This is a genomic window from Natrinema longum, assembly GCF_017352095.1.
Classification (GTDB): Archaea; Halobacteriota; Halobacteria; order Halobacteriales; family Natrialbaceae; genus Natrinema; species Natrinema longum.
Genome location: NZ_CP071463.1, coordinates 1,541,411 through 1,562,396, shown reverse-complemented (window position 1 = coordinate 1,562,396; position 20,986 = coordinate 1,541,411). Strand labels below are relative to the sequence as shown.

Here is a 20,986-nt window from a genome sequence, read left to right as displayed (position 1 = left end):
CGAGGCTCGCCCTCGCCGTCTGTCCGCCCGGTCTGCGGGGTCCGCCCGACAGTATACCGTCCTCGAGGTCGTATTCGACCCCGAGCGATGTCCGACAGCTACGAGATCCCACGGCAGCGCATGGTCGAGACCGTCGCGTCCCGCGTCGACGACGACCGCGTGCTCGAGGCCCTGGAAGCGGTTCCCCGCCACGAGTTCGTCCCGCCGACCCGCCGGGAGAGCGCCTACGCCGACCGGCCCCTGCCGATCGGCGACGGACAGACGATCAGCGCACCACACATGGTGGCGATCATGGCCGATCTGCTCGCGGCCGATCCCGGCGACGACGTCCTCGAGATCGGTACCGGCTGTGGCTATCACGCGGCCGTCACGGCCGAGGTAGTCGGCGGCGAGAACGTCTACACGGTCGAATACAGCGCGGAGCTGGCCGAACAGGCACGAGAGACCCTCGCAGCGCTGGGGTACGACGACATCTCGATTCGCGTCGGCGACGGCCGCGAGGGGTGGCCCGAGAACGCGCCCTACGACGCCGCCTATGCCACCTGTGCGATGGCCTCGATGCCCGGTCACGTCGTCGACCAACTCCGCGCTGGCGGCCAGCTACTCGCGCCGATCGGGACGGCTCGCCAGACGCTCGTCAGCGCCACGAAACGGCCGGACGGCTCGCTCGAGCGGACCGAACACGGCGGCGTTCGGTTCGTCCGAATGCGCGGGTGATCGTCCCCCGCGTGGGACGCCACGGGAGCCGACCGCGCAAGCGCGCCATTGATAACGGCCGCCGCGATAGCTGGCGTATGGACCTCGCGGTACTGCGAGCGGATATGGTCGACGGCCTCGAGTCCCCGCCCAGAGACATCCTCGCGGACGAGGCTGTCGCGATCGCGATGCGTGACGTGCCACGCCACGCGTTCGTCGATGACGAGCGGACCGCCTACGCGGACCGTGCACACGAAGCTCTCGGGACTCGCGTGCTGGCACCGCGGACGGTCGCCCGCCTCCTCCAGGCGCTGGCCCTCGAGGACGACGATACGGTGTTGATCGTCGGCGCTGGCGTCGGCTACACGGCTGCCGTCGCGGCCGAAATCGTCGGCGAGACGAACGTCCACGCCGTCGACATCTCCCGCCCGCTGGTCGCCGAAGCCCGTGGAAATCTCTCCGAGTCGGGCTACGACGGCGTCCTCGTCGACTGCCGCGACGGCGCGAACGGACTCCCGGAATACGCGCCCTTCGACCGAATTCTGCTCGAGGCGGCCGCCGTCGAGCCGCCGCGTGCGCTGCTCGAGCAACTCGCCGAGGACGGGCGACTGGTCTTTCCCCGTGGCACCCACCAACAGCGACTCGAGGCGGTTTCGGCCGACGGCGAGACCGAGCAGTTCGACGCCGTGTCCCTCGACCCGCTGCTGGTCGAGGGGGAACAGTCGGGGGCCGTCGAGCGGAATCGAACCGCACGCGAGGATCACGAGCGGGCCCAGCGGCGCGCGGAGTCTCGCCGCGGCTGGGAACAAGACTGGATCGAGTGGGAGGAGGCGATCGGGGGCCAGTCCCGGCGAGGCCGATCACGCTAGTAGCGTCTCTGCGTTGCTCTTTCCGGGAATCGAGGATGCGTCTGCGTGTGTCGAGCAACGGCCGTCTCCGTTGGCGTACGGAAAGGGGTGGGGGAAAGGGGGTGGCGACAGTCTGCTTGAGATCGCCACCTCAGTGTAGGAACCGGCAGGGGTTAAAAATGACTTCTAACTGTTTACCGTCTTCCGAATCTCACCCCTAATTGATTAGCACCCGGTCGAATAATGTCGCCAGCGAATAGTCGGCGGAAACAGTCATCGCTTCGTGCCGTGTGCAGTGGCGATCGAAAGCGGGGTATCCGTGTCCCGACCGCGGTCGGAGCCCACAGCCGTCGCGATCGACTCCGTCGTCCCGGCAGTCTCGTCGCTCGGGCCGGAGCCTCCGCCCGGTATCGACTCCTCGTTCGAACGGACAGCAGTCGATCGCCGTCGGCATGGAACCGCCGAAGAACCTCGCTCCGATATTTCAGCGACCGGTTCATACGGCTTGCTGTCCCGATCTTCCGGTGGGACCGCAGGGCGGTCCCGGTCCCACCGGCAACGACTTACAGGAGACCGTCTCACTCGAAGACCATCGTGACGAATTTCCGCTCGGCCGCGCGCAAGTGGTAGTGGTACGTCGGCGGTGAGACGCCGAGTGCGTCCGCCAACTCCTCACCGGTGCTCTCTCGTGGCCACTCGAAGAAGCCGCTGTAGTGGGCCGCTTGCAACGCTTCGAACTGTTTGTCGGTAAGCTCCTCCGCGAGCGCGCTATCGAGTCTGCGTCCCGTCCGCGTCTTCGTCGTCTCTCGTTTGGCGACGAGTTCCGTTTCGGGATACGCCGCCCTGAGCGCCTCGATCAGTGACCGCGTTTCGACGCCCTGTGGCAGTTCGAGGGTAAGCGTCGATGCACCGTCGGTGGCCGTCGCGTCCCGTATCTGTACGTCGTAGGTCCGTAACACGTCGAGAAACGGCGTCGACGGGACCGTCAGTTCGAACAGGGTTTCGTCGTCACCCTCGGAAACCACCGACAGGGTCTCGATCGAGGCCCACTCCGTTTCGAGGCCGGCGAGCGGGGCCGTCGCCGGCGCGCTGACGAACAGGAGGGCGTCCGTCCCGCGATCGATGACGCCCTCGAGCGTTATCGGGGCCGCTTCCGGGACCTGTTCGGAGAGTCGGTTGAACAGTAGTCGCGAGTCCGCCACGGCGAGCTCGAGTTCGAGTCGGCTGTCGGACAGCATCGCCCGCGTTCGCTCGACCGACTGGATCGCGTGCCCGATCATGTCCCCGAGTTCGTCGAGGACCGCACGCTCGCTCTCGCCGACCGAATCGGCACCGCCGACGTGAACCAGCAACACGCCGTATCGTCGTTCGTCGGCGATCAGCGGCACCCCGAGTACCGTCTGATAGCCGTAGGTCAACGCCTCCTTGCGTCGGGTCGTCCAGCCGTCGGCCTCGAGGACGTCGGGGACCGTCCGTAGCTGCCCCGTCTCGAGGATCTCACGGACCAGCGAGAGTTCGGGTGCACGGTCGCCGTCCGCACGAATCGTGTCGATGTAGGCCGTATCGATACCGGACCAGGCCGACGGCGCGGGCGGTTCGTCGTCGTTCGTGGCGATCCAGGCGAATCGATATCGATCCGTCTCGGCGAGACGGTCACATACCGTTTCTTCGATCGCCGCCCGTGTCGAGGCTTGCGCGATGCCGTGGGTAATCTCGCGAACGATCTCGTTCGTGTGATTGAGCCGCGTCAGTTCCTCATTTTGCTGGGTGAGCGTCCGGTCGTGGTCACGGAGCAACTGCTCGCGTTCGGCTCGATCCAGCGCGGCTTCGGTGTTGGCTGCCAGAATGTGCAACAGCTCGATCATCGTCTCGTCGAAGCCGTCGACATCCTCACGGCCGGCGACCAGTACCCCGTGAGTCCCGAGCGGAACGATCAGCTCGCTTTGGCTCACCGTCCCCGAACTGTCGAGGCCGTCCTCGCGCGCGAGGTCCTCGTAGTAGGCGCTCTCGCCGTCCGAGAACACCTCCCAGACCAGCCCCTCTCCACGCCCGAAGACGTCGTCCGGGGCCCCTAACTCGGGCGATCGTCGTACCGACGCGACGCGTTCGAGAGTCCCGGCCGTCGGCTCGAACGCGTAGGCCGCGGCGACCGCGACGTCGACGATCTCACCCGCCGTCTCGACCGCTGACCGGTAGATTCCGTCTTTCGTCTCCGCCCGCATGAGGTCGCGCGTCGTCTCGTGTAACGTCGTCAGCGTCCGCTCGTAGCGTCGCTCGCTCTCTCGAAGCTCCGTTTCCGTCCGGTACTGCTCGACGGCGTTCGTGATCTGGTTTGCCAGCAACGCGTACTGCTCGTTTCCGGTCTCCTTCTGGAGATACTGCGTCACGCCCGCCGCGATCGCCTCGCTGGCGACCTCCTCCGACCCCCGCCCGGTAAAGAGCACGAAGGGGAGATCCGGATCGTCCGCACGAACGCGTTCCAACAACTCGAGTCCCGTCAGCTCCGGCATCTCGTAATCGCTGACGATACAGTCGACCTCCCGGTGCTCGAGGACCTCGAGTGCCTCCGTGCCACCCGTCGCCGAAAGGGAACCGATCGCCTCGCGCTCGCGCTCGAGCATCGTCCCGACGAGGTCCGCAAAGCCGGGTTCGTTGTCGACGACGAGTACGGTGATGGGGTCCATCATGCTGAATCCTGCTGGTCGCTTGTCGACGCATTGGCGAGGGGTCCCTAAGTAATTAGCACTCGAGGTCGACCCGTTCGGAGAGAGGAACGCCCAAGGGCCCGGTCGCCATAGCGATCGCTATGGCAACAGCTTCACGCCGCCGGACGGACGGTCCACTCCGCTCGACGCTCGTCGCCGCCGGGCTGGCGATTTTCGGTCTGATCGCGACGCAGTTTACGACGCTGCCAGCGCTCCTGCTCGATCCGAAGTTGCTCACGGCACCGACGGAGGCGTCGATCACCAGTCGGACGGTGTTTTTCGTCCTCAACTTCCTGGCGTTCGTCCTCGTCGGCGCGATCTACATCGCCGTCACCGATCGCGGGTGGTCGTACGTCGACGTCCGATTCCCGACGCGGCAGGGCTGGGCGTACGTCCTCGTCGGTATCGTCGCGAGTATCGCGTTCTACGTGCTCATCAGCGTGGCCATCCAACTCCTCTCGCTCCCGGCCGCGGAGAATCAGGTCGCGAGTTACATCGGCTCCGACCAGACGATGATCCTCGTCATGATCGGTATCGTCTTCTTCTTCAACGCGCCCGCCGAGGAGTTCCTCTACCGAAACGTCGTCCAGAAACGACTCTACGACGCCTTTTCGCGGCTACAGGCGGTCGGTATCGCCAGTCTCATCTTCGGGTTGATCCACTGGCCCGTCTACGCCCTCCTCTCCGAGTCGCTGCTCGCGACCGCCGTCCCGGTCGCGGTCGTCGTCGGCGGTGCGGTGATCTTCGGGTTCCTCTACGCGAAGACCGACAACCTGTTCGTCCCCATCATAGCCCACGCCGTCTTCAACGGGGTCCAGTTCGGCCTGCTCTATCTGGCTCTGGAGTACGAGATCGAGACGGCCGAACCGACGACGTCGCTGCTGGTCGACCTCGTGGCGGCCGTACCGCTGTAGACCGTTCCCGGTGGCTCCCGTCGCCGCGTCCGTTCCTTTATTATTGGCCGGCGGTGAGACGGTGGTATGTCCCACGCGAAGGGCGACCGCCGCGAGCGCGAACTCGTCAACGAACTCGACGCGGCCGGGTTCGCGGTGATGCGTGCGCCCGCAAGCGGCTCCGCCACCGAGCGCGAACTCCCGGACGTGCTCGCCGGCGACGGCGAACGCTTCTACGCGATCGAAGCGAAATCGAGCGCCGGCGATCCGATCTATCTCACCGGCGAGGAGGTCGAGGCGCTGATCTTCTTCGCCCAGAACTTCGGCGCGAAACCCCGAATCGGCGTTCGATTCGACCGCGAGGACTGGTACTTCTTCCACCCCGGCGACCTCCACGTCACCGACGGCGGAAACTACCGCGTCAAGAAGGAGACGGCGCTGGCCGAGGGCACCGACTTCCCCGAGTTCACCGGCCGCTCCGAGAAGGTCACCCTCGAGGAAATCGGCGACGGCGGTGACGACGGCCCCGACGAGGACGTGCTTCGCGTCCTGAACGCAGTCGAGCAGGGCATCATGGACGTCGAGGAAGCCGCGGAGTTGCTCGAGTAACCCCTTCTCCGGCACCGAAGGCGACTCCCTCGTACCATCGGATCGCAGCCTATCTCAGTCGTCGGCCGTCACCGTCTCCGAGACCGTTTCCGGGTCGACCGGCGCGTGGTGGACGATCGGCTCGAACGCCTCGAGGACGAACCGGTCGCCGCCGGTGATCCCTCGACCGTCTCGTTCCGCGAGTTCCGTCGTGACGAACCGCCGGGCGACCATCGCCGTCCGCCCGTTCCCGTCCTCGAGATCGGACTGGGCCTCCGCGAGCAACAACGCGGCGGTAAACACCTCGAAGACGTAGTGGGAGAGTCGCTTGGCCGAGAGCTGGGCGTACTCGCCGTCGGCCTCGGCGAGTTCGGCCAGTGCTCCGAGCAGTTCCTCGTAGGCCGTCTCGACGGTCTCGGCCGCATCGGCGAGCGCGGGATGGTCGACGGCCTCGAGCCGATCTTCGACCGCGCGCATGAACGGCTCGTGGGCGTCTTCGCGCTCGAGGGCGCGGACGACGTCCAGCGAGAGGATGTTCTCGGTCCCTTCCCAGATCGGCAGCACCTGGGCGTCCCGGAGCAGGCGGTTGGTGACGAAGTCGTCGACGTAGCCGTTCCCGCCCTGGATCTCCATGGCGTAGGAGGCAGTGTCGACCGCCATCCGGCCCGTGCGGAGCTTGGCGATCGGGATCAGCAGCCGGAGCAGCCGGTAGGTGTCCTCGAGTTCGTCACTCGACTCGTCGGTGCGCCTCGCGCGCTCGCGCTCGGAGAAGAGCCGGCCGACTTCGTGGACGTAGGCCGTCGCGGCCTCGTAGTCGACGGTCATGTCGACGAGGTCCTCGCGCATCAGGGGGAACTCCTCGATGGGCTTCCCGAAGGCCTCGCGATTGGCCGCCTTCACCCGGCTCTCGAGCAGGGCCCGCCCCATGATCCCACAGGAGGCGGCGGCGTTCGACAGCCGCTCTAGGTTCAACATTTCGGTCATCTGTTTGAACCCGGCCTCCTGCTCGCCGACGAGGTAGGCCTTCGTGTCCTCGAACTCGACTTCGCCGGTCGGCACGGCGGTGGTGCCGAGCTTGTCCTTCAGCCGCCGGTACAACTGGTCGTTGAGCGCGTCTCCCGGCGGTGCTCCTTCGAACGCCCGCCGGTCGCCCTTCGTCATGACTCCCTCGTCGGGGTCGCCGTGGGGAACCAGGAACATCGAGAGGCCGTCGGTTCCCGCCGGCGCGTCCTCGGTCCGTGCGAGCGCGAGCGTTCCCTCGGCGTCGACGTTCGAGCAGAACCACTTCTCCCCGGTGAGTCGCCAGCAGTCGGCCGCCTCGTCGTACCTCGCCGTCGTTTCGTTTGCCCCCACGTCGCTGCCGCCTTGCTCTTCGGTGAGGAACATCGCTCCCTCGATCAGCCCGTCGTAGTCGCGACTGACGAGGCCTCGGTAGTAGGGCTCGAGCTCCCCGTCGTCGAAGCGCTCGAGGACGAGCGCCGAACCGGCGGTCATCGCGACCGGGCAGCCGAAGCCGGCGTCGGCGTAACACAGCAGCTGCAGGGTTGCGAGGTACTGGCTGAACGGCACCGGTTCGTCGCGTCCCGGCGGAGCCTCGAACGCGTCGGCCACGATGCCGGCCTCGTAGACGGCCGCTTCGTTCGCGAGCTGTTCGGCAGGGTACCGAACGAAGTTCTGTACGTCCCCGTATTCGTCGTACGTCTCGAGTTCCGGCCCGTGATCGTCGACGTAATCGGCGTTGTCCGCGACGGTGTGGCCGATCAGTTCGCCGAACTCCGCGAGGCGAGGCTCCGCCCACTCGAAGGTCTCGGTATCGGTGACGCGACGCAGTTCACGCTGGAGCGTCCGGTCGAGTTCCCAGTAGTTGACGTGTCGTCCCGACTCGAACTCGCCGTAATCGATTCCCGTTTCCATAACTCGCTAGTCGGTACCAGTCTACAAGAAAACGGGAGTTGTCAACCCGAAATACGTTGCGAGGTGTTTACCCGTCCCGCCGGAGACGACGGTGGGCGAATCGGCGGTCTACGCTGCCTCGAGGCGGGTTCGCGGAAAGACGTAGACTTTCAGCGACGAGGGGACGACGCCGTTTCGGGCCACGGTCGCGTGTGGGTAGACTGCTCCGACGACGGGGACCTCGGGGTCGTAGTCCCCGTTCGTCGCGTACTCGGCGACGGTGCAGTCCGCCGCCCCGATTTCGACGGCGTCGGCCCGAAGCGTCGAGACGTCGACGACGGTGAGGCGGTCGCCGGTCTCCCGGTCGACGACGGTGTCGCCCGGCCGGATCGTGTGCTCGTCGCAGTACAGCGGTTCGGTCGCGTCCTCGTCGACGAAGACCGTCTCCTCGCAGTCGTGACACGAAACCGCAACCTGGCCCGGCGGCGGTGTGTGTCCCTCCGTGATCTCGATCGCGACCCGGCGAACGTGCTTGCAGCGGACCTCGCGGAAGACGTAATCCGGACAGGTACATCTGCCCGCCTCGAGATCGACGAGGTAGGTGTGGTCGCTCGCGGACTCGACCTCGTAGAGGCCATCGCCCAGCGGCAACACCGACATCGGTTCGGCGCGTGCCCGGCGCGATCGCTCGGGGAGGTGTCCTGCTGTCGGTACTGGAAGCGGTGCTTTCGGTGACGCTGTTGTTTTCATGGATGCGTCGAAACGGAAATCGCTGGTCGGCTGGCTATTCGACGTAGGTAGGGTACCGAGGGCAATAACTGCCACCCCTGCGATCGCAAGCCCGGCGCTCCGACTGGTGGTCGCCCTCGGCCGACTCTCCCTCGAGCCCCCCTTCGAAGCGCTTTTCACCGGGCCGGCGAAAGCGATGGGACAATGATCGAGCGCGAACAGCTCATCGAAATCGTCGTCTCCGTCGGTGGCGTCTTCCTGATGCTAGCGGCCATGGTCGCCGTCGGCTCCTCTTACAGTGCCGGAAACGGGACGCTCTCACCCCAGGGTGGCCAGATGCTCATCGGAGTTATCGTCGGCTTCATTCTCCTGTTGACCGTGATCGGGATCGGCCTGGCCTACACCCTGAACGATCCGGAGGACGGCCTCGAGACCACGGATGACGACGACGATGCGGACACCCAGGGAACGTTTTAACTCGACGACACTTTTTTCACGGTCGGGAGTCGACGGAGCGTATGGAGAGTCCCGACGATACCGCCGAGCGCACGTCCCGATCACGGCTCCGACGGCTGGCCGTCCCGCTCGTGTTCGGCCTGCTCTGCTCGCCACTGATCGTGGGACTGTCGGTCGTCGTCGGCCCGGTGACTGCCGCCGGTGCGCTCGTGGCGCTGATCGGACTGGTGGCGTTCCTCTCGTGGCGACGCTCCACGCTGGCCGAGACGACGAGTCGAACCGAGAGCGAGACCGAGGACGAGCCCTCGACCGTCTGGAACGCGATCCCCTCCTGGCAGTACGAGGGCCGTCACGTCGAAGCCGGCGGTATCGCTCGCGGCGAACAGGAGCGGGCACTACAGGACATCCAGCAACAGGCCCAGGAGCTGTCGAACGAGCCGTCCCGAGAGTGACGAAGGCGTCGCCTCGGTTCGAACGGATCGGCTGACGGCACGCTTTCTCAATCGCTACTCGCCGACTGGCCGTCCTCGCCGTCCGCACCGCGCCAGTCCTCGAGTTCCTCGTCGTCGGCGTCGTCGATCCGTTGCTCGTAGTAGGCCATCGGATGCGGGATCCGCTCACACAGATCGTCTTTGTTCACGCAATCGCCGTAGGACTGCATGGTCGCACAGGAGGGCGGCGAGTACTCCGTCGGCGAGGTTTCCCCGCTGATGTGGTCGGTCTGATAGCGGGTCATCTCCTCGCTGAACGACGAGTTGACGCGATAGAGGTCGACGATCTCGTCGGTGTCCATCCCGATACTCGTCAGGAACGCGGTGATCGCGAAGCGGGAGTGATGGGGGAGGTGCTCGCCTTTCTGAATCTGATCGAGGAGCGCCTTCATACACGGCGGGAAGAGGTCGGGTACGACGGTGTCGATATCCTGTGTCAACTCGAGGTCCGCCAGTATCGCCCGAATCTCGGCGGCGTCGTCCTCGAGCGCGGTCGCGATCGCCGCGGGGACCTCGAAGGGGAGGCCGTCCTCGATCCGCCCGCGGATCGCCTCGCGCAGGAGCGTGAGGAGTTCGGTCTCGTCGACGGGGATCTCGCCCGCCGCCAGCGGTCGATTGACGAGTCGCCACTCGTCGTCCCAGAGGTCCTCGGCGAGGGGCAGGTAGGTCCCGACGTCGATCCGGTAGCCCTCCCCGTCGCCTGTCTCGCGGACGTCGCCCTCGAGGTCGAACTCGGCGAGCAGGTCCGCGAGCTTCAACCCGGTCGACTCGACGCTCTTCAGGTCGGTCTCGTCGGTCATGTCCGCGGTGAACCGCTCGTAGGCCGTCGCGGACTCGGCGCGGGCGTACTTGCGGACGAGAATCCGTTCGTCGACCATCGAGACGAGCACCCGCGCGACCGGATAGGAGAGTAACTCGATGCGGGCATCGCGGTGTGGCTCCCCCGTCTCTCCGTCTTCGAGTGCGGTAATAACGCGTTGACGCGCGCGATCGACGACCGCCCGGTCCTGTTCGACCACGGTCGCTAAATCGACCGCCTCCGTCGCGACGGACTCGCGGGCCGCCTCGAGAAACGGATACCGGGCGTGGAGTCGCTGCATCGGTACAACGATATTACTCCGACGGGATAAACGCGCTGATTGTCCCAATCACTTGTTACCGATCCGCTCGGACCGATGGCTCGGTCGCCGACAGCAGCCGTCGCCGACGCCGCCGTCGTCGGCGATCTCGGCGGCGATAATTCCGTCTTACCACGCCTCGATGGCTGTCTTCCGAGTACACGCGTCCGGTCTCCGGTCGGCTCGGGCTCGAGGATCGATTTCAAGGGCGTCCGACTCGTCGTCTCGGCTATGCCACAGGCGACGAGAGACGGCGTGTCGATCTATTACGAGTACGAGCGAAGCGAGGGAGACGGACGCGCGCCGGTCGTGTTCGTACAGGGGCTCGGGTTCGGGCGGTGGATGTGGCGCTGGCAACGCGAGGCCGTTGCCGACGAGTACGATGTCGTCGCGCCGGACAACCGCGGCACGGGTCGCTCGGACGTCGGTCTCCCGCCGCTCGTTCCGCGGCTTCCGGGGCCGCTCCGTGGCCTCGTCCTCCTCAAACTGGCCGGCTACTCGATCGGCGGACTGGCTGCCGATCTCGAGGCCGTCCTCGACGACGCTGGGATCTACGACGCCCACATCGTCGGCGCGAGCATGGGCGGGATGATCGCCCAGCGCTACGCACTCGAGTACTCCCGAACGAAGTCGCTGACGCTGTGTTGTACTACTCACGGCGGGCCCGACGCGGTCCCGGTGCCCGACGAGACCCAGGAACACATGTTCGACACGCCCGACGGGGCCAGCCAGCGGGAGACGCTCCGCCACCGGATGCGACCCGCGTTCAACGACCGGTTCACCAACCGGAACCCGCATCTGATGGATCGAATCCTCGAGTGGCGACTCGAACAGGACGCCGACGACCCGGCTCGGGAGGCCCAGGCCGCGGCCGTCCAGCACTTCGACGTCAGCGACCGCCTCGACGGGATTCGCGTGCCGACGCTGATCCTCCACGGGACGGCCGATCGGGTCGTTCCCGTCGAGAACGCGGAGTTCATCGCGGAGAAGATCACGGACAGCCGCGTCGAACTCGTCGAGGGTGGCTCCCACCTCTTTTTCATCGAGAACGACGACGCGGTCAACGAGGAACTGGTGTCTTTTCTCGACGAACAGGACTGAGACGGGCTCCTGTACCGCTGTCCCGGCGCAACCGCGACCCGCCGTGTGGTTGTGCCGTCACTGGCTGATAGGAGTCCGCATGAAACGCCGCTCGAGCGACGTTCGGGTCGCTACTCAACTCGCCGTCGTGGCGTCCCGGATTCGGATCTCGCCGTCAGTCCGGACGCCGACGTCGAACGACTCGTAGGTGAACCACACCTGATGGGTGCCCGCATCTTCCATCCGCTGGGCGTGTTCGACCAGCGAGTCGAGCGCCTCCGGATCGACGGCGTCGTACAGCGGCGGGAGATCGACCGAGTCCGTTCCCACGATTGCCGCCACCGCGGTGACGATAGCGTCGCTCGCCCGTTCACCGGCTTCCGGATCGAACGTCGTGACGTACCTCGATGCGTTCGCTTCTGGGCCGTCGTCGGGACCGTTCGGGGAGGGCATACTGCTGACTACTATGGGAGTGCTGGTAGGTCGTCTCCTTCGTATATACTTCTTTTAATTAGGGGACGATGACGAGACCGCCGGCCGAAGCCGTGTCGGTCCTCGAGGTGACCTGGAAACCGCGTTCGCAACGAGCGGCGGCGGGAGCGGTGGGCCGATATATCAGGACCCTGCCATCCATCGGATAACGACTATCCATATCGGTAATTACGTCAATCAGTGCCGTATGAACGTGAACCGACGAACCCTCCTCCGAGCGACCGCGGCTGGTGGGATCACGGCCACTGGAATGGGGATCGGGACGAACCCGGCAGCGGCGATCGAACTCGACTGCGCGCTCTCGAGGGAGTTCTTCCACGGCGATGGCGCATTCACGACGCGAGACGTGACGGTCGAGTCGTTCGACGGAACGGCGCTCGCCGCCACACTGTACGTCCCGGACGCCGACGGGCCTCACCCCGCCGTGCTCACGACTCACGGCTGGGGAATGAGCAGGGAGTTCCTCCGCTGTACCGCCGGAATGTACGCCGACAACGGGTACGTGGTGCTCGCGTACGATTCGCGCGGGTACGGAGGCTCCGGTGGCGAGGTCGGGGTCGACGGGCCAAACGAGGTCGGCGACGTGTCGGCGCTGATCGACTGGCTCGCCGACCACGACGATGTGATCGCCGACGGCGACGATCCGTCGCTTGGGATGGACGGGGGCTCGTACGGCGGCGGCATCCAACTCCTCGCTGCCACACGAGACGACCGCATCGACGCTATCGTCCCTCGAATCGCGTGGAACGATTTCGTCACCGCCGTCACGCCCAACGGTGCGATCAAATCCGGATGGCTCACGCTGCTGGTGGGGTTTGGCTCCGCTTCCTCGCGGTTCACCGGCGATATCGGCGAGAGCATCGACCCGAATCTACAGGACTGGTACACCGAGGCGATGGCCGAGAACGCGATCCCCGAGGCCGCACTCGAGTACTTCGAGGAGCGATCGCCGACGCGGTTCCTCGAACCCCTCGAGACGCCGGCGCTCGTCATCTCGGGCTGGAGAGACACCCTGTTCCCACCGAGCGAGGCGGTCGCCAACTACCGCGAGATCGACGACGTGGGCGTCGAGTCGCGACTCGTCATGTACGGCGGCGGTCACAACATCGACGAACTCGCCGTCACGGACGAGCAACACGAGTACATGAATCGGGCGGCACTCGACTGGATGGACCGGCACGTCCGTGGCGCGGAGACCGATGTCGTTCCGCCGGTCTCCCTCTGGGACGATCAGGCGAGTCGGTGGCGGACGTCCGACGACTTTCCGGGAGCGGTCGAGCGGACGGTGGTCGGCCTCGAGGTCCTCGGTGGGACGACCTCGACGATCCGCCACCGACCGTTCTGGAACGAGACGGCGAGCTACGAGATCGAGTCCGACGGCTTCCGACTCCGGGGGACGCCCGCGCTTTCCGTGTCGATCGAGGCTCACGATGCGCCGTTGCTCTGTTTCGCCAGCCTCCACCACGCCGAGGATCCGTTCTCGACCGAACAGATCGACGATCAGGTGACCGGGTTCCGCCTCGAGGAGCCGGGCACACACCGGCTCGATCTCGACCTCGAACCGCTCCTGCGGGAGATTCCCCGCGGCGACGCGCTCGAGCTACGGATCGAGGCCAGCGATCCCTTCTCCCTCGACGAACACGGTGCAGCGACCGTCCACAACGACGAATCGACGCTGACGCTGCCGATCGCCGAGGGCTCGCTCTGAGCCGGGACGCTGCGAGCCGCCTTCGGACCCGGCGGACGCTTGCAGTCAGACGTAAGACGGCACCGAACTCGAGGACGGAGATCGATCGTTCGAACGTGGGCCGGCGGCCGAGCCAGCGTTACTCGCTTTGGATTCGCGGCGCGAGCATGTAGGTGACCTGACCCTGCCCCTCTCCGAAGCCGAAGTAGATCTTGACGGGGAACTCCTCGCCGAGATCGAGCGTGACCTCGGTGTCTTTCGGGATCGCCTTGTTCATGTCCTTGAGATAGTCCAGCGAGAACAGCGAGTGAGCGGGACCGACCTGCAGGTCGATCAGCTCCTCCTGGGTGAGCTCGAGGTGGACGTCGTCGGTGTCGCCCTCCGCGTCGACGTAGAAGTACTCCTCCGTTTCGTCGACGCCCAGTGCGATGTGATCGGAGACCATGTCGGCGGCGGTCACCGAGCGGTTGACGTCGTTCCCCTCGAGGACGACCTCCGCGGGCAGATCGAGGTCCGGAATGTCGGGCTCCTGGCGGATCGAATCGGGATCGATGAGCGCGAGCGTGTACTCGAGCCCGTCGATCTGAATGTGGAGCTTTCGGGTCTCCTCGTCGAGTTCGAGCTGGATGAGCTGGCCGGATTCGGCCATGCCGGCGATGTCTTCCAGTCGCGAGAGGTCGACGCCGATGAGCCCGCCGTCGGCTTCGTAGGATTCGAACGCAGACGCATCGAGCGAGAGGTCGACCATCCCGACGTTCGCGGGGTCGACGGCCCGGATCTCCAGTCCGTCTTCCTCGAGGTGGATCTTGCACTCGTCGACCAGCACGCTCACCGAATCGAGCGCGCTGGTGAGCGTTTCGGCGCTCACGATGGCCTTGAACATATAGGTCGCCGTACGAACGGTCGACATAAAAAGCCACCCTTTACGCGCGGGCAGATCTCCTCGTCGGCACTCTCGCCGATCGCGTCGTTCCGGAGCGGGTCCCTGCTCCGTTCGTCCGGGCCCCAACCGAGCCTGGGCTTGAGCTCGCCGCCGAGCTCCCGATTCGGCTCGACGGAGGCCGCCCCGCCCTCCACGTCGAGGACGACCCCGATTTCGTTGCCATCGCTGTCGGTCACGCGCTTTCCGCCGTCCTCTACGGTGATCTCTTCGCCCATGGTCCCCGGTCCGCGCTTCGACGGAGTAACCGCTGGCCCGGCTTTCGAAACCGATCCGCGAATGGCCCCTTCGAGCGCTGTGGTGGCCGCCCTCGCGGGCCGCTCTTCGGCTTTCGGGCTGTCCTTGGCGTCTATCCCGAGAACGACTCGTGGCTCGAGACCGCTACTATCCTATTCCTCTCGGTCCGTCGTGACTACTACCTACCCGTTGTAGTCGAACTCGACGGCGAGCGCCTCGCCGCTGCCGATACCGTGGTAGACGAAGCGGTATCGCCCGGGTTGCAGGTCGGGGCAGACCTCGAGCCTGTCCTCGTGTTCGTGGCCCGCTACGATACCTTCCTCGGTCATCTCGATCGCCCACTCGAATCCCTCGCCCGGGCGATGTTCGATCCCGATGTCGTCGTATCCGATGCGGTCGCCGTCCGTCGTTCCGCGGACATCTTTCCAGCCGTCCATCGTCAGTACCTGCAGGTTCCACTTGTGGCGGCTCCCGGTGAGCTGCACGTCCGTCGAGACGTTCCACATCGTGATCCGTACCTCGTCGCCACGCCCGACCCGCGGCGAATCACCCTGGCCACCGGCGAGCGCCTGCGTAGCGTGGACGCGCATCGCGAAGGTCACCTCCTCGTCGTTGTACGCCTCGCCCAACGCGACCTCGTCGTCTCGGGGCCCACGGAGCCGCCGGATGCTCTCGTCGTCGCAGCGCAACTCCTTGAGCTTCGCGGGGTCGCCGTCCGGACGGACGTGACCGGGCAGGTTCGCCGGGTCGGCGTAGCGTCCGTCGGCGACGGCCTCGCTGGACTCGCCCCTGCCGTCGACGACGGTGAACGTGGCGTCGCTGGGCAGGTCGTCGGCAGTCACCCGGACGAACGCCGATGGGTACGTCTCGGCGGAACCACAGCCCTCGTTCCCATCGCTGGTGTCGACCGCTTTCGCAGCGCCGACGATTTCGCCGTTCTCGACGCCTACGTCGCTGACGTCGAGCGCGTTGTAGCAGGTATTCGGCCCGGCGGTCTCCACGTAGACGATTGCGGACGTCTCGAAGTCCGTTTCGTCGAGCCACGACTGGAGCCCGTCGATTTCGCCTGGATTCTCGACCATCCAGGTGTCGTCGTACTCGTCCTCGAGGAGAGCGACGAATCCGGTCGCGTTCTCGACCGTCGCCCACAGCGGGTGGTCGAGCGACGGGTCGAGCTGGAAGACCGTATACTCCACGTCGTTGCCGCCGTTCCCAGTACCGGCATCGTCGTCATCGGGCGCGTCGCCGAGGCAGCCAGCGAGACCGAGGGCACCACTCGTTGCCAGCAGGGTCTTGCGACGAGTTATGTCCATGAGTGTAATTTCAAGAACCGTAAGGAGGGATAAACGCCTTCTCCAAGGTTAATCACGTCTTTGACCTATCGATGCGCTCGTCGTGGAAACGCAGGTAGCCAGCCGTCCCTCCCGGCCGATTCGCTGCAGGGGACGCCAGCACACCGCCCACGGACAGGGTGGGGACAGCTCGCGGGCGGCCCGGCGTTACCGATCCCATCCGATGTACCTTTCCGGATCGACGGCGTCCTCTCTCGTATGAACGCAGACTCGTCGGCAGTTTCCACGCGGAACATGGCAAATAATTCGGTGAGGGCCGTATGACAGGTCGAGACCACTACTACAACAAAGCGAAGCAGGAAGGGTACCGCTCTCGAGCGGCCTACAAGCTCAAACAGCTCGACCAGCTCGAGAACGTCATCGACAGCGGCGACACCGTCGTCGACCTGGGTGCGGCTCCCGGCGGCTGGCTCGAGGTCGCCGCCGAGGAGGTCGGCCCCAACGGAAACGTCATCGGCGTCGACTTCCAGCGGATCAAGGACTTCGAGGACCACGACAACGTCGAGACGCTCCGCGGGGACATGACCGAAGACAAGACCCGCGACCGCGTCGTCGACGCCGCCGGCGGCCCCGTCGACGTGGTCGTGTCGGACATGGCACCCAACATGTCCGGCGAGTACTCGCTGGATCAGGCCCGCTCGCTGCACCTCGCGCGGCAGGCCTTCGAGACCGCCCTCGAACTCCTCGACAGCGGCGGCGACTTCGTCGTGAAGGTCTTCGAGGGGCCGGACGTCGACGACTTCCGGGCCGACGTCGAGGAGGAGTTCCAGTACGTCCGCGCGACGTCGCCGAAGGCCAGCCGCGACGAGTCCTCGGAAGTCTACTTCATCGGAAAGGGCCGGCTCACCGCGACGGTGCGGCCGGGCGACGAACTCGAGGTCGAGATCGAAAGCGTCGGGAACGAGGGCGATGGCATCGCGTCGATCGACGGCTATCGGCTGTTCGTGCCGGGGACGGAAGAAGGCGAGACCGTCGCGGTTCGCGTCGAAGACGTAAAGCCGAACTTCGGGTTCGCTCAGCGGATCGACGAGGAGTAACACTATCGTAGCAACTGAAACGATTTACACACTGATCGCAACGCTGTCGTGCGATCAGGTGTGCACTGACTTTCAGTTGCTACTATACTCCTGATCCCCGAGGCGGTCGTGGCGTTTGTCGATCTCGTCTAAGATATCCAGGTTTTTGCGGATCGAGGATCGGATGGCGTCGCTGCGATTGACGAACTTGCCGTCGTCACCGACGTGGTCGTCCAGGTCGTCGAGGAGTTCCTGTGGGATTTCGACGCTGATCTTGGGCATCAGTCTGGATAGTCGTTCGCAAGCCCCCGACTTAAGCCGTCGGCTCGCGGCACCGGACTCCTAGTCGACGACAGTGGCTCCGGTGTCGTCGTCCGCGTCGAGGTCCGTTGCCGTTCCATCACCGCCACCGCCGAACAGCCGTCCGCCGGCGGTCAGGACGTAGAGGACGGCGAGGCCGATCAGGTACGTCAGCGCGATCGGGATCGAGAAGATCAGCATCATGAGGATCCCCTTCGGGCTGAAGAAGGCCGCGAGGACGAAGATCCCGACGACGACCGGCCGCCAGCGCTCGAGCATCGTGCGGTAGCTGACGATGCCGCCGACGTGGAACAGCGCCATCGTGACGATGATGTTCAGCAGGAAGCCGATTCCGACGGTGGTGAAGATCACGAGCCAGAAGAAGCTCTTGATCCGGTAGGAGATGACCATCCCGTTGCGGAGCCCATCCGAGATCAGATACGAGATGATCGACGGCGCGACCCAGAAGAACCCGAGGTAGGTCCCGACGGCGAAACCGGCGAGTAGACCGCCGCCCCAGACGAGGAACGTCCGGCGGTCGCCGTAGACCAGTCCGCGCTCCTTGGCGGCCGGCCAGGCGTAGAACAGCGCCACCGGTACCACGGCGATGAGGCCGGCGAGCGCGCTCACCTTCGCCTCGAAGATGAGCACTTCGACGGGGTGCAAGGCGACGACGATGTCCAGTTCGTTGATGACCTCGGTGAGATACTCGGTATCGTTCAATTCGCTCAGATTGATGTCTTCCTCGACGACCTCGACGAGCAACTCCCGTGGAACTCGATCGAGGAAGAGCCTGAGGACGTCCCCGAGACCGCCCGAGTAGAGCCAGAAGAAGGTCCCGCCCATGACGACCATGAACAGCCCGACGATGCGGAACACCTTCGAGGTGAGGCTGTTGAGGATAAAGGCGATATCGTAGGCGTAGCCGCCGATGTCGTCTTCGGTGGTCTCGTCTTCGGTGAACGGATCGAGCATCCCAGCGGCGGTGCTCGCGAAGAGACCCCCTTCGTCGTCCGCGGCGGCCCCGCCAGTACTCGCCCCGCCCGCCGTGTCGCCGTCTCCCGCTCCGTCCTCGCCGGCCATGGACTCCTGTATCGTATCGAAGCGATCGAGGATCGCCTCGGCTTTCGCCCGGTCGTCGTCGTACATGGCCTGCCGGGAGTACTCGAGGGCCTGCTCTTCGCTCATCGTCCGGAAGACCTGCGTCGAAACGTCCTCGATGTCCTCGGCCTCGAGCGTCTCGAAATCGATGTCGTCGTGGCTGTCGGCCCGTCGAACGTCGTCCTCGCGGGGGTAGACCGGCTGCTGGAGCACGTAGATCGTGTAGCCAAGCAGGACGAGAAAGCCCACGACGGCGGCGACGACCAGGCCGACCGCGAGCTCGCCGAGGTGGCCGTGTTCGAGCGCGAACGTCTCGAGTCCGGTCGTCCCGGGTCGAAGCCGCGAGGGGAACAGCGGGTAGACCGATTCGTGGAGGTAGCCAAAGCCGCCCTGGTTGACGGCCAGCGCGATCGTCAAGGTGGCCGCAGCGAGGACGCCACCGAACTGGAGGAGGCGGCGCTTGACGTGTTCGGTCCCCGTCCCGGCGGATTTCGCTGCGCCGCGTCGCCGGACGTTGGTGACCACCTTGGCCAGTCCGAGACTGAAGACGTAGAGGATGACCATCGGGGTCGCCCACATGACCTGTGTGAACGGGTCCGGCGGCGAGAACAGGGCCCCGAAGATGACGATCCCGACGACGGCGTATCGCCACTTGTCACGGAACGTTTCGAAGGGAATGACTTCGGTATAGGACAGTGCCCCCATCACCAGCGGGAGCTGGGCGGCGAGGCCAAAGGAGAGCGTCAACAGCGCCATGAACTCGGTGAACTCGGTGATGCCGAAGCTCGGTTTGACGCCGGCACTGACTGCGTTCCCCGCGAGGAACGCGAACGCGTACGGGAAGAAGATGCTGTAGGCGTAGACGACACCCGCCATGAACAGGGCCAGCGCCATCACCACGAAGCCTGCGATGTAGCCTTTCGAAATCGGGACGACGCTGGTATACCCCCGCCGACGGAGTGCCTTCCGTGAGAAAAAGAGCAAGGCGGGGAGCGCGACGATGATCCCCACGATCATCCCGATCTTGGCCTGGAGCAGGATCACCTCGAAGGGCGTCCGTGTGATGACGTCGGTCGCCTCCGCGATATCCTGCCCCATCTGGGACTCCGTCGTCGCCTTGAGGAAGTCCCAGACGACGATCCGAAGCGCGTAGAAGGAGCCGACGAAGCCCAGGAGGAAGACGATGAACACTTTCTGGAGGTGTTGCTGAGCACCAGAGAGGAGTGCGCCGATCGTCTCTCGGCCGCTGTTGAGGGCCCGGGCTGTATCCTCGTCGACGGCAGAACTCATTGGGTAGGGGTAACTGACATCCAGTTATCAACCTTTCGAGTAGGGTATGCAGTTCGTGGGCCGATCGAACCCCCTTCTCACTCTCGAGGGGGTGTTCGTAAGAAAAAGGCCTATAACCGGCGGCCTATCAGTATCCGATAGATGTCGGACGAGCCGGTGGACGACCGCGAGGTCGAGGGACCCACGGAGCCACGCGAGGGTCCCGACGGGCGACCGCCAGCCGCTGCTGACGGAGAGACTCCCAGCCTCGAGACCGACGGCGAGGGCGTCGTCGGCGACCGGCACAGTCCCGAGCCGACCTATCCCGACTCCGACGACGATATCGGCGGCATTTCGACGCCGCCCGACGACGAGGAGATGCCCCTGGCCGACCACATCGAGGAGATGGTCCTCCGGCTGGCGGTCGTCCTCCTGTTCGGTGCCGGCGGGACGGCGATCGGTCTGTTGGGCGCGTCCCAGGCCATCGAATACGTCTGGTTTAGCGTCTTCCCGGCCGGCGGTAATGCCCCGCCACCTCACCTCTACAATCCGCTCGAGCTGTGGCTCACCCGGATCAAGATCTCGTCGCTGCTGGGGATCATGGTCGCGTTGCCGGCGTTCGTCTACGAGTGTTACCTGTTCATGCGGCCGGGGCTGTACCCCAACGAGCGCAAGTACTACCTCGCGGCCGTGCCCACGAGCGTCGTGCTGGCGGCGGGCGGGATGTTGTTCTCCTACGTGCTCGTGTTGCCGATCCTCTTCGAGTACTTCACGTACTACGCCGAGGGAAGTGCGGAAATCGCGTACGCGCTGGGCGAAACGTTCAACCTGATCATCACGCTGACCGGCTTTCTCGCGATCGTCTTCCAGATTCCGCTCTTTATCATGCTGGCGATCATGATGGGCGTGACGACCCGCCGCTGGCTCGCTCAGAAGCGGCTGTACTTCTGGGCGGCCTTCGCCGGGCTCTCGTTTATGTTCACGATCGACCCGACGATGATGGCTCCCATCCTCGTCGCCGTCACGATGATCCTGTTGTTCGAGGGGACGTTGCTGGTCCTCAAGTGGGTCGGCCGAGAGTAGACCACTCGAGTT

Annotated in this window: 20 protein-coding genes; 10 read left to right on the top strand and 10 right to left on the bottom strand. The window is 65.3% G+C overall.

Annotated features, from left to right (window positions below; all coding sequences use genetic code 11):
* Positions 1-87 precede the first annotated feature (87 nt).
* Positions 88-717, top strand: a complete 630-nt coding sequence (locus tag J0X27_RS07815; RefSeq protein WP_207271801.1) for a protein-L-isoaspartate(D-aspartate) O-methyltransferase — start codon at positions 88-90, stop codon at positions 715-717.
* A gap of 77 nt (positions 718-794) precedes the next feature.
* Positions 795-1,565: a protein-L-isoaspartate O-methyltransferase family protein gene (locus tag J0X27_RS07810; RefSeq protein WP_207271800.1), complete on the top strand. Its 771-nt coding sequence runs from the start codon at positions 795-797 to the stop codon at positions 1,563-1,565.
* A gap of 557 nt (positions 1,566-2,122) precedes the next feature.
* Here the strand turns inward: J0X27_RS07810 and J0X27_RS07805 are convergent.
* A complete protein-coding gene (locus J0X27_RS07805; RefSeq protein WP_207271799.1) occupies positions 2,123-4,231 on the bottom strand; it encodes a bacterio-opsin activator domain-containing protein in 2,109 nt (702 codons plus the stop codon).
* A 119-nt stretch (positions 4,232-4,350) separates the two neighbouring features.
* Here J0X27_RS07805 and J0X27_RS07800 point away from each other — a divergent pair, with 119 nt between their 5' ends.
* Together J0X27_RS07800 and hjc are read left to right on the top strand one after the other, a co-directional pair.
* Complete coding sequence (locus J0X27_RS07800) at positions 4,351-5,163, top strand: CPBP family intramembrane glutamic endopeptidase (RefSeq protein ID WP_207271798.1); 813 nt, start codon at positions 4,351-4,353, stop codon at positions 5,161-5,163.
* A 66-nt stretch (positions 5,164-5,229) separates the two neighbouring features.
* Entirely contained in the window at positions 5,230-5,751 is a 522-nt protein-coding gene (gene hjc / locus J0X27_RS07795; RefSeq protein WP_207271797.1) for a Holliday junction resolvase Hjc, read from the top strand.
* 54 nt (positions 5,752-5,805) lie between these two features.
* Here hjc and J0X27_RS07790 read toward each other — a convergent pair whose 3' ends face one another.
* A complete protein-coding gene (locus tag J0X27_RS07790) occupies positions 5,806-7,644 on the bottom strand; it encodes an acyl-CoA dehydrogenase family protein (RefSeq protein WP_207271796.1) in 1,839 nt (612 codons plus the stop codon).
* A gap of 108 nt (positions 7,645-7,752) precedes the next feature.
* A complete protein-coding gene (locus J0X27_RS07785; RefSeq protein WP_207271795.1) occupies positions 7,753-8,373 on the bottom strand; it encodes an SWIM zinc finger family protein in 621 nt (206 codons plus the stop codon).
* A 183-nt stretch (positions 8,374-8,556) separates the two neighbouring features.
* On the opposite strand from J0X27_RS07785, the gene J0X27_RS07780 reads away from it, so the two are divergent.
* Together J0X27_RS07780 and J0X27_RS07775 are read left to right on the top strand one after the other, a co-directional pair.
* Entirely contained in the window at positions 8,557-8,829 is a 273-nt protein-coding gene (locus tag J0X27_RS07780; RefSeq protein WP_207271794.1) for a DUF7472 family protein, read from the top strand.
* A gap of 41 nt (positions 8,830-8,870) precedes the next feature.
* The gene (locus J0X27_RS07775; protein WP_207271793.1) at positions 8,871-9,260 is read left to right on the top strand and encodes a hypothetical protein; all 390 of its coding nucleotides are present in this window, start codon (positions 8,871-8,873) and stop codon (positions 9,258-9,260) included.
* Positions 9,261-9,307: 47 nt separating this feature from the next.
* Here J0X27_RS07775 and priL read toward each other — a convergent pair whose 3' ends face one another.
* Positions 9,308-10,399, bottom strand: a complete 1,092-nt coding sequence (priL, locus tag J0X27_RS07770; protein ID WP_207271792.1) for a DNA primase regulatory subunit PriL — start codon at positions 10,397-10,399, stop codon at positions 9,308-9,310.
* A gap of 249 nt (positions 10,400-10,648) precedes the next feature.
* Between priL and J0X27_RS07765 the strand changes: the two genes are divergently transcribed.
* Positions 10,649-11,518, top strand: coding sequence for an alpha/beta fold hydrolase (locus J0X27_RS07765; RefSeq protein WP_207271791.1), 870 nt, complete (start codon positions 10,649-10,651; stop codon positions 11,516-11,518).
* A gap of 114 nt (positions 11,519-11,632) precedes the next feature.
* On the opposite strand, the gene J0X27_RS07760 is transcribed toward J0X27_RS07765, so the two are convergent.
* Positions 11,633-11,950 carry a HalOD1 output domain-containing protein gene (locus tag J0X27_RS07760; protein WP_207271790.1) on the bottom strand — a complete coding sequence of 106 codons (318 nt, stop codon included), beginning with the start codon at positions 11,948-11,950 and terminating at the stop codon, positions 11,633-11,635.
* A 226-nt stretch (positions 11,951-12,176) separates the two neighbouring features.
* Here J0X27_RS07760 and J0X27_RS07755 point away from each other — a divergent pair, with 226 nt between their 5' ends.
* Positions 12,177-13,697: an alpha/beta hydrolase family protein gene (locus tag J0X27_RS07755; RefSeq protein ID WP_207271789.1), complete on the top strand. Its 1,521-nt coding sequence runs from the start codon at positions 12,177-12,179 to the stop codon at positions 13,695-13,697.
* Between the two features lie 118 nt (positions 13,698-13,815).
* Here the strand turns inward: J0X27_RS07755 and J0X27_RS07750 are convergent, their stop codons facing one another.
* The 3 genes from J0X27_RS07750 to J0X27_RS07740 all read right to left on the bottom strand — a co-directional run bounded on the left by J0X27_RS07750 (position 13,816) and on the right by J0X27_RS07740 (position 16,166).
* Positions 13,816-14,559, bottom strand: a complete 744-nt coding sequence (locus tag J0X27_RS07750) for a DNA polymerase sliding clamp (RefSeq protein WP_097381707.1) — start codon at positions 14,557-14,559, stop codon at positions 13,816-13,818.
* The gene (locus tag J0X27_RS07745) at positions 14,541-14,834 is read right to left on the bottom strand and encodes a hypothetical protein (RefSeq protein ID WP_207271788.1); all 294 of its coding nucleotides are present in this window, start codon (positions 14,832-14,834) and stop codon (positions 14,541-14,543) included. Before J0X27_RS07745 ends, J0X27_RS07750 begins: the two co-directional genes overlap by 19 nt.
* A 201-nt stretch (positions 14,835-15,035) precedes the next feature.
* Positions 15,036-16,166: a hypothetical protein gene (locus tag J0X27_RS07740; RefSeq protein WP_207271787.1), complete on the bottom strand. Its 1,131-nt coding sequence runs from the start codon at positions 16,164-16,166 to the stop codon at positions 15,036-15,038.
* A 299-nt stretch (positions 16,167-16,465) separates the two neighbouring features.
* Between J0X27_RS07740 and J0X27_RS07735 the strand changes: the two genes are divergently transcribed.
* Entirely contained in the window at positions 16,466-17,242 is a 777-nt protein-coding gene (locus tag J0X27_RS07735) for a 23S rRNA (uridine(2552)-2'-O)-methyltransferase (RefSeq protein ID WP_207271786.1), read from the top strand.
* 72 nt (positions 17,243-17,314) lie between these two features.
* On the opposite strand, the gene J0X27_RS07730 is transcribed toward J0X27_RS07735, so the two are convergent.
* Both J0X27_RS07730 and J0X27_RS07725 read right to left on the bottom strand, forming a co-directional pair.
* A complete protein-coding gene (locus J0X27_RS07730) occupies positions 17,315-17,503 on the bottom strand; it encodes a CopG family transcriptional regulator (RefSeq protein ID WP_097381188.1) in 189 nt (62 codons plus the stop codon).
* Positions 17,504-17,563: 60 nt separating this feature from the next.
* A complete protein-coding gene (locus J0X27_RS07725) occupies positions 17,564-19,912 on the bottom strand; it encodes a twin-arginine translocase subunit TatC (protein WP_207271785.1) in 2,349 nt (782 codons plus the stop codon).
* 141 nt (positions 19,913-20,053) lie between these two features.
* Between J0X27_RS07725 and tatC the strand changes: the two genes are divergently transcribed.
* On the top strand, positions 20,054-20,974 hold the full coding sequence (tatC, locus tag J0X27_RS07720) for a twin-arginine translocase subunit TatC (RefSeq protein WP_207271784.1): 921 nt from the start codon (positions 20,054-20,056) through the stop codon (positions 20,972-20,974).
* Positions 20,975-20,986: the final 12 nt, after the last annotated feature.